The organism is Streptomyces sp. NPDC004561 (assembly GCF_053602155.1).
Map to the genome: position 1 here is coordinate 1 of NZ_JBSGDB010000632.1, position 4,325 is coordinate 4,325.

The 4,325-nt window shown below is 73.9% G+C and carries 5 protein-coding genes and 1 pseudogene; 2 read left to right on the forward strand and 4 right to left on the reverse strand.

Annotated features, from left to right (window positions below; all coding sequences use genetic code 11):
• Window positions 1-676 (reverse strand): trypsin-like serine peptidase (locus ACWEN3_RS42395; RefSeq protein WP_452982865.1); only part of this gene is annotated, 676 nt, incomplete at its 3' end.
• A 96-nt stretch (window positions 677-772) separates the two neighbouring features.
• Window positions 773-1,414: a phosphoribosyltransferase gene (locus ACWEN3_RS42400; protein ID WP_452982867.1), complete on the reverse strand. Its 642-nt coding sequence runs from the start codon at window positions 1,412-1,414 to the stop codon at window positions 773-775.
• Between the two features lie 103 nt (window positions 1,415-1,517).
• Between ACWEN3_RS42400 and ACWEN3_RS42405 the strand changes: the two are divergent.
• Both ACWEN3_RS42405 and ACWEN3_RS42410 read left to right on the forward strand, forming a co-directional pair.
• Window positions 1,518-2,335 (forward strand): annotated as a pseudogene (locus tag ACWEN3_RS42405) (polysaccharide deacetylase family protein).
• A 99-nt stretch (window positions 2,336-2,434) separates the two neighbouring features.
• On the forward strand, window positions 2,435-2,875 hold the full coding sequence (locus ACWEN3_RS42410) for an SRPBCC family protein (RefSeq protein WP_452982870.1): 441 nt from the start codon (window positions 2,435-2,437) through the stop codon (window positions 2,873-2,875).
• A gap of 12 nt (window positions 2,876-2,887) precedes the next feature.
• Here the strand turns inward: ACWEN3_RS42410 and ACWEN3_RS42415 are convergent, their stop codons facing one another.
• Window positions 2,888-3,529 carry a LysE family translocator gene (locus tag ACWEN3_RS42415; protein WP_452982873.1) on the reverse strand — a complete coding sequence of 214 codons (642 nt, stop codon included), beginning with the start codon at window positions 3,527-3,529 and terminating at the stop codon, window positions 2,888-2,890.
• A gap of 56 nt (window positions 3,530-3,585) precedes the next feature.
• Window positions 3,586-4,325, reverse strand: a 740-nt coding sequence (locus tag ACWEN3_RS42420) for an XdhC family protein (RefSeq protein ID WP_452982876.1), incomplete at its 5' end; no start/stop codon positions are given.

Below are 4,325 nucleotides of genomic sequence, written 5' to 3' on the forward strand. Positions count from 1 at the left end.
GGGGCGCGCCGGTGCGCAGCCGCGGGTCGACGGCCTCGGCGCCGTCGGTCCAGGCGGCGACCTGCGGCAGGTGGCTCAGGACGGTCTCGGTGGGGCTCATGTGGCTGAACTCGGAGGGCGTTCCGTCGTCCACGCTGAGGACGATGCCGATGACCTGGTCGGTGGCGTGGTCGACCACCCCGCCGCCGCTGAAGCCGGGGGCGGCCAGTTCGCCCGGGGTGAGCGGGCGCAGTTGCACCCGGCTGTCCCGGCCGCGGGCGGCGACCAGGGTGGCGCCGTGCCAGCGGCCGCCGTCGTCGCCGTCCGGGAAGCCGTACATGCTCACGGGCCCGTGCGGCGAGGCGAGCCGGTAGAGGCGGGTGGTGTGCCCCGCGGGCAGCGGCTCGGCCAGGCGCAGCAGGGCGAGGTCGCCGCTGCGGTCGCCGAAGGCGTCCTCGCACTCGGGCACGTGCTCGTCCGCGCGGACCGTGGCGGTGACGGCGCCCTGTCCGGGGACGCCGACGAGACGGACGACGTAGCGGTGTCCGGGCACGACGACATGGCCCGCGGTGAGCACCCGGTCGGGGGCGAGCAGCACCCCCGCACCGAGCACCTGCCCGTCCGGCGCCTCGATGCGCGCGATCCAGGACGGTGTCCGTAACCGCGACTTGACGACTCGCTCCCCCGTGCGCGTCATGCTGCTGAGGTTACCCCCCGTACTCGTCCGGTACCACTGGTGTGCACGGGGTCGTGCCGGACGGCGGGCTCTCCGCCGCCGTTCGCTGTCGTCCGCCTAGTGCGTGTGCAGCGCGGCGAGCACGTCCCTGTCGGTGAGTTGCTCGAAGTCGTCGTACCACTGGCCGACGGCGGTGAAGCCGGCCGGCCGGTGCGGGCAGAGCACCATGTCGGCCTCGGCGGCGAGCAGGTCGAGGGAGTCGGGGGCGCCGACGGGCACGGCGAGGACGAGCTGCGCGGGCTCCCGGCGCCGCACGTGGCGCAGGGCGGCGCGGGCGGTGGCGCCGGTGGCCAGCCCGTCGTCGACCACGATCACCGTGCGGCCGGCCAGGTCCGGCGGCGGGCGGTCGCCGCGGTAACGGCGTTCACGGCGGCGCAGTTCGCGCTGTTCCCGTTCCACCACCGGTGCGAGGGACTCCTCGGTCAGCCCGAGCCGGTCGAGGCTGCGGGTGTCGAACAGGGGCGGATCGTCGATCGCGAGCGCGCCGACGGCGAACTCCTGGTGGTGCGGGGCGCCGATCTTGCGGACGACGAGCACGTCGAGCGGGGCGCCGAGGGCCCTGGCGATCGGTTCGGCGACGGCGATGCCGCCGCGGGGCAGGGCCAGGACCACGGGGTCGGCTAGGTCGCCTCTCGTGTGCAGGTCGCTCAGCAGTCCGGCGAGTTCCCGGCCGGCCTCGGCGCGGTCCCGGAAGCGCATGGTCGTCCTCCTCCGCGGAGCCCCTTCCTCCATGGTGCTACGACTCTCAGCCGTCCCCGAGGATTCGCACATGCGCTCTATACACCGAGTGTACAGTCCGGGCATGCCTCTTTCGAGCGACAAGATTGCGGCCCCCGAGCACGCGACCAGGAAGACGCGCGGACCGCGCCTGAGGTTGCGCGCGGCCGCGCTCGCCTCGGCCGCCGCCTGCCTGGCGCTCACCCTGTCCGGCTGTGCCCAGGTGGACACGACCTCGCCGAGCCCCGCGCGCGCCGCGGCCGCGCACGGGGCGCCGGCGAACTTCGGCACCGTCGACTGCCGTCAGGCCAGGTGCATCGCGCTCACCTTCGACGCGGGGCCCAGCGAGAACTCGGCCCGGCTGCTCGACATCCTGAAGGAGAAGAAGGTCCCGGCCACCTTCTTCCTGCTCGGCAAGCGGCACATCGAGAAGTACCCGGAGTGGTCAGGCGGATGGCCGCCGAGGGCCACGAGGTGGCGAGCCACACCTGGGACCACAAGATCCTCACCCGGACAACGGACGCGCAGATACGCGAGGAGCTGACCCGGCCCGACGACGCGATCGAGCGGCTGACCGGGCGCAAGCCCACGCTGATGCGCCCGCCGCAGGGCCGCACGGACGCCGACGTGCACCGGATCTGCAAGGAGCTGGGCCTGTCCGAGGTCCTGTGGAGTGTGACCGCCAAGGACTACACGACCGACGACTCCGCGCTCATCACCGAACGCGTCCTCGACCAGGCGTCCCGGGACGGGATCATCCTGCTGCACGACATCTACCCGGGCACCGTCCCGGCCGTGCCCGGCATCATCGACGCCCTGAAGGCCCGCGGCTACGTCTTCGTGACGGTCCCTCAACTGCTCGCCCCCGGCAAGGCGGTGCCCGGCGAGGTGTACCGGCCCTGAGTCCCAAGCGGCCCGCGCCGCACGGCCCCGCACTGCGCCGACCGGGTGAGGCGGGGGCGAACGCGCAGGTGACCGGCGCCCATTGCCTACGATCGTGCCGTGCCCACCTTCTCCATCCAACGCACCGCCCCCCTCGCCCTGGACGAGGCATGGCGCCGGCTCACCGAGTGGCCCCGCCACGCCGACGCGGTTCCGCTGACCCGGGTCCGGGTGCTCACACCCGCCCCGACCCGGGAGGGCACCCGCTTCGTCGCCCGTTCCGGTGTCGGCCCGCTGACCATCGACGACGTCATGGAGGTGACCGTCTGGCGCCCGCCCGCCGACGGCGAACCGGGGCTGTGCCGCCTGGAGAAGCGCGGCCGGGTGATCCTCGGCTGGGCGGAGATCGAGGTCCTGCCCGGGCCCGGCGGCCGCAGCCGGGTGGTGTGGCGCGAGGAACTGAGGGTGCGTTTCCTGCCCCGTGTCTTCGACGGCGTGCTGGAGCACACGGCCCGCGCGATGTTCGGACGGGCCGCGAACCAGCTCCTCAGACGGCCCTGAGCAGGCGGTGCCTCAGTCCTTGCGGCCCGTCGCGGCGACCGTCACGCCCAGGCCGATCATCGTCAGGCCGCCGACGCCGCCGACCGCGGAGAGCCGCCGGGGCGAACGGGCGAACCAGTCCCGGGCGGCCGAGGCGACCAGGCCCCAGATGCTGTCGGAGGCCAGCGCGATGGCGTTGAAGACCAGGCCGAGCAGCAGCATCTGCACCGGCACGTGCCCCTGGTCGCGGTCCACGAACTGGGGCAGCACGGCGGCGAAGAAGACCATCGTCTTGGGGTTGGCGATCCCGACCGCGAACCCCTCCCACAGGGTGCGCAGACCACCGCGCTCCGGGCCGTCGGACTCCGCGAACGCGGCCCGCAGCGAGCCGCGCTGCCGCCATGCCCTGATCCCGAGACAGACCAGGTAGGCGGCGCCCGCGAGCTTCAGCACGGTGAAGACGAGGACGGAGCGCTCGACGACCGAGCCGATGCCGAGCGCCACGGCCGCGACGAGGACGTACGCGCCGAGCGTGTTCCCGGCGACCGTGGTCAGCGCGGCGCGGCGGCCGTGCGCCAGCGCCCGCCCGATCACGAAGAGCACGCTCGGACCGGGGATGACGATCAGCAGGAGGGACAGCGCCGCGAAGGCGAGCAGCCGGTCGGTGGACACCATGTCCTCATGCAACACAGCGGCCGGCGCGCACGGCAATCCGTTTTCCCGCACCCGTGTCAGGCCACCGAGCCGATCCGCAGCGCCGGGCGCGCCGCCGCGTCGTGGTGGATGGGGGTGTGCGCGCCGGTCAGCGAGACCCCGCTGCCGCCGCGCCGGTTCGCGACGATCTCCGCGCCGATCGACAGGGCCGTCTCCTCGGGCGTACGGGCCCCGAGGTCGAGGCCGATCGGGGAGCGCAGCCGGGCCAGTTCGAGTTCGGTGACGCCGACCTCGCGCAGGCGCTCGTTGCGGTCGAGGTGGGTGCGGCGGGAGCCCATCGCGCCGACGTAGGCGACCGGCAGCCGCAGCGCCAGCCGCAGCAGGGGAACGTCGAACTTGGCGTCGTGGGTGAGGACGCACAGGACGGTGCGGCCGTCGACCCCGGTGCGCTCCAGGTAGCTGTGGGGCCACTCGACGACGATCTCGTCGGCGTCGGGGAAACGGGTGCGCGTGGCGAACACCGGGCGGGCGTCGCACACGGTGACGTGGTAGCCGAGGAACTTGCCGACCCGGACCAGTGCCGACGCGAAGTCGATCGCGCCGAAGACGATCATCCGGGGCGCGGGGACGGAGGACTCGACCAGGACGGTGAGCGGAGCCCCGCAGCGCGAGCCCTGTTCGCCGATCTCCAGGGTGCCGGTGCGGCCCGCGTCCAGGAAGGCGCCGGCCTCGGCGGCGACCGTGCGGTCCAGCTCGGGGTGGGCGCCGAAGCCGCCGTCCCAGGAACCGTCCGGGCGGACGAGGAGGGTCCGGCCCC